The sequence below is a fragment of the Pseudomonas sp. SDT291_1_S447 genome, assembly GCF_054070155.1.
Map to the genome: position 1 here is coordinate 1 of NZ_JBSVXS010000225.1, position 3,820 is coordinate 3,820.

The following is a 3,820-nucleotide window of genomic DNA, read 5'->3' on the forward strand; positions in this document are numbered from 1 at the left end:
GCCTCTTCGCGAGCAAGCTCGCTCCCACATTGAAACGCATTCCAAATGTGGGAGCGAGCTTGCTCGCGAAGGCGTCTTTGTAGACGCCACATCAACTTCAGATTACTTACCGAGCGAAATCTTCGGTGCCCACATCAGCCACTCATCCTCAAACTTGTCGAACAACGGGAATGTCTGCTCAGCCCGCGCCGGGTTGCCCATACGCTCGCCATCCGGCGTGGCGAAGGCGATGCCACCCTGAATCGCCGTCTCCAGCGACTCGGTGCGTACCGTCAGCCCGTTGAACAAACCGATATCGAAACCGACACCGCTGGTGTTCCAGAAACGACTGCCACTGCGCACCAGTGGCGCGTATTTCGGCTCGATCAAAATGTGCACCAACACGCGATCAGCCGTCTGGCCCAGTTCATAACCGGTGACCTTACCCACAGTAATTTCGCGGTAGGTGACTGGCACACCCGGCTTCAGCGAACCACGACGGGCAGCGCTCAGTACCAGACTCAGACCCGCCTCTTGCTTGGTCACTTCCGGCGCACTGGCCAGGGCAACGAAGTTTTTCTGCGGGCCGAGGTTCTTCGCCGCTGGTTGCACTTCGATGTACTTCCCGGTCACCAAAGTTTCCAGATTCTCTGTCTTGATCAGGCCCAGCTCCGGTTTGACCACCCAGAACTGACTGCCGACCCGGGCGATCTTCTCCGGCACTTCAGTGATGCGCGCCGTGAGGATCACCGATTGCAGATCATCAGTCAGATCAACACTTTCGATCTTGCCGACATCCAGCCCCTTGAAGCGAACCGGCGTGCCGCTGCGCAAACCATCAGCGCGATCGACCTTGATCGTCACTACGGCGCCCTTCTGGTTAGCGTCATCGTGATTGGCGAACAGACGGAAGCGCGGAATGCGTTTCTGCAGTGGAGCTTTGGCTTGCGGCGTTTCGAAAGCGATACCGCCGGCCATCAGGGTCTGCAGCGATTCGCTTTTCACTTGAATCCCACCGGTCAACCCGCCGGTCAGCGTCACACCACTGACGTTCCAGAACCGCGTCGAGGCGTTGACCAGGTTTTCGTACTCCTTCTCGATGTGAACGCCGATCACCAGTTGTTTGCGGGTCTTGGAAAACTGATAGCTCTGCACCGAACCGACCTTGACCTGTTTGTACAGAATCGGGCTGCCGACATCGATCGAGCCAAGGGTATCGGTGAACAACACCAGGTGCAGACCCGGCGAACGCAGATCCAGCGGCGGCGCTTTCGGCCGTGCCTCGAACTCGCGTTTCGGTGCAGCGCCTTTATCACCCGGACGCACAGCGATGTAGTTACCTTTCACCAAGGCTTCCAGACCGGTGATACCGGCCAGAGAAATCGATGGTTTGACCACCCAGAACTGCGTGCCATCGACCAGATAGTCTTCGGCCAACGGATCAAGAGTCAGCTCGGCAGTGGCGCTGTTCAGATCCGGATCGACCTTCAGCGCTTTCAGGTTGCCGACCTGAATGCCTTTGTACATCACCGGCGTACGGCCAGCCTGCAGGCCTTCGAAGTCGCTGAGTTTGACCTTCACACGAATGCCGGCAGCAGCGGCATCGAAGTCTTCGTAGAGACGGAAAGGCAGGCTCGGATCGGTCGGCGGACTATCCTTGCGGTTCTCCGGCGTAGCGAAGGCGATACCGCCGGCGACGATGCTGGCCAGCGATTCGCTGCGCACTTTCACCCCGGACAGGTTGGCGTCGATGCTGATGCCGCTGGCGTTCCAGAAACGCGTGTGTTTGCGCACCAGTTTGGCGTAGGTTGGCTCGATGAAAACCTTGAGCTCGACGGTACTCTGGTCTTCCGAGAGCAGGTAGCTTTTGATCTGGCCGACTTTGATCTGCTTGTAGAACACGGGGCTGCCACGGTTCAGTGATCCGAGACGATCAGCCTTGATGGTCAGGTGCAGACCGGGCTTGGCGTCCGACAACGGCGGCTCTTCGGCCAGTGCTTTGAACTTGCGCACGGGCTCGCCTTCGCCAGGGCTGATGGCGACGTAGTTACCGGAAACCAAGGTTTCCAGACCGGTGATACCGGCCAGGGTCACGCTCGGTTTGACCAGCCAGAAGCGCGTGCTGGTCTTGAGGTATTGCTCGACATCCTTGTTCATCTCAACGGTGGCGATCACACCTTTTGAGTTGCCTTCATCGTCGAGCTTAAGCGCCTTGACCTTACCGACCGGCATGCCTTTGTACATGACCTCGGTCTTGTTGGCCTGGATGCCTTCGCCACTTTCAAAACGGATCTGAACTTCGATACCGGTTTCGGAATAGGCACGCCAGCCGAGCCAGCCACCGATGATCAGCGCGATCAGAGGCAGTACCCAAATGGCAGACCAGTTCGAGGCCGGTCGGGTTTTCGCTACGGGCAAATCAGTCATGGTCGTCGTCCGACTCCGTGTTATCCCAAATCAGTCGGGGATCGAAAGTTACTGCGGCGAGCATCGTCAGGATCACCACACTGGCGAAGGCGATGGCGCCAAGATTGGCTTCGACACTGGCAAGCCGGCCGAAGTTGACGACCGCCACGAGAATGGCGATCACAAAAATATCGAGCATCGACCAGCGGCCGATGAACTCGATGAAACGGTACATCCAGATGCGCTGACGAGCGGACAACGGCTGACGTCGTTGTACTGAAAACAGCAGCAGCGCGATACCGACAAGTTTGAAGGTCGGCACCAGAATGCTGGCAATAAACACCACCGCCGCAATCGGAATCATGCCGTGCTGCACCAATTGGATCACCCCGGACATGATCGTGCTCGGATCACCCTGCCCCAAAGAACTGACAGTCATGATCGGCAAGACATTGGCCGGAATATAGATAATCGCTGCCGTGATCAGCAGTGCCCAGGTGCGGGTGAGGCTGTTCGGCCTGCGAGCGTGGACCAATGCACCACAGCGGGTGCAGGTTTGCTCGTCGGTGTCCGCTTCCTGCCTGTTCAACTCATGACATTCGGTACAGACCAGAATGCCCGCATCAATCGCCCGCATGAGCATCTTCCCCTGATAACGCCTGCCAGATCTGATGCGGTGACATCACCACCTCCAGCCATACCTGTACCAACAACAATCCAATAAAACACGCGAGGCCGAGGCCAGCGGTGATGGCTGCCATGTCCGCCAGTTTGACGATCGCCACCAGTACGCCCATGAGGTAGACCTCAAGCATTCCCCAGTCTTTGAGGTGGTGATAAATACGGTAAAGCAGCAAACCGTAACTGCGACCGATATCGAAGCGGATCGTTAGCAAGACAAACAACTGGCACAACAACTTCAACAGCGGAATGGCCATGCTGCACAGGAATACGACGATCGAAACGCCCTGCATGTCCGTATTGAACAAGCCGAGCACGCCGCTCCAGACCGTATCCTGCGAAGACTGTCCGAGGATATTGAGCTGCATGATGGGCAAAAAGTTTGCCGGGATGTACAGCAGCAATGCTGCAATCACCAAGGCAAGGCTGCGCTGCACCACGTTATGGCGGTGGGCATACAACTCGTAACCGCAGCGTGGGCACAGCGCTTTCTCGCCATGGGCAAGTGTGGGCTTGCGCATCAGCAGGTCGCACTCGTGACAGGCCACCAAGTCTTCCAGCGGTAAATCTGACAGCCCTGGGGCGTCAACCGACTCTGACATAAAGGCTCTGGCTCCGAATAAGGTGGGCCTATTCTAGTGTTCTGATTCGAAAATAACTGTGCAAATTTGTTCGCTATCGCGAGCAAAAACTTTTCCACAGGCAAAACAAAACCCCAACTGCTTTCGCAATTGGGGTTTCGGAATTTAATCTT

Annotated in this window: 3 protein-coding genes; all 3 read right to left on the reverse strand. The window is 56.9% G+C overall.

Going from position 1 to position 3,820, the window contains the following annotated elements; genetic code table 11:
* Window positions 1–102: 102 nt before the first annotated feature.
* Genes ACW9IR_RS28940 through ACW9IR_RS28950 form a run of 3 tightly spaced genes read right to left on the reverse strand, consistent with a single transcriptional unit; the run spans window position 103 to window position 3,668 of the window.
* Window positions 103–2,406 (reverse strand): PqiB family protein, encoded by a 2,304-nt coding sequence (locus ACW9IR_RS28940; protein WP_457466025.1) that lies wholly within the window; start codon window positions 2,404–2,406, stop codon window positions 103–105.
* Window positions 2,399–3,022, reverse strand: coding sequence for a paraquat-inducible protein A (locus ACW9IR_RS28945; protein WP_095050584.1), 624 nt, complete (start codon window positions 3,020–3,022; stop codon window positions 2,399–2,401). Before ACW9IR_RS28945 ends, ACW9IR_RS28940 begins: the two co-directional genes overlap by 8 nt.
* Window positions 3,009–3,668 carry a paraquat-inducible protein A gene (locus ACW9IR_RS28950; RefSeq protein WP_102901097.1) on the reverse strand — a complete coding sequence of 220 codons (660 nt, stop codon included), beginning with the start codon at window positions 3,666–3,668 and terminating at the stop codon, window positions 3,009–3,011. Before ACW9IR_RS28950 ends, ACW9IR_RS28945 begins: the two co-directional genes overlap by 14 nt.
* Window positions 3,669–3,820: the final 152 nt, after the last annotated feature.

Coding starts and splice junctions, on each gene's coding strand:
- ACW9IR_RS28940 (WP_457466025.1), bottom strand. CDS start 2,406: ATGACTGATTTGCCCGTAGCGAAAACCCGACCGGCCTCGAACTGGTCT.
- ACW9IR_RS28950 (WP_102901097.1), bottom strand. CDS start 3,668: ATGTCAGAGTCGGTTGACGCCCCAGGGCTGTCAGATTTACCGCTGGAA.
- ACW9IR_RS28945 (WP_095050584.1), bottom strand. CDS start 3,022: ATGCGGGCGATTGATGCGGGCATTCTGGTCTGTACCGAATGTCATGAG.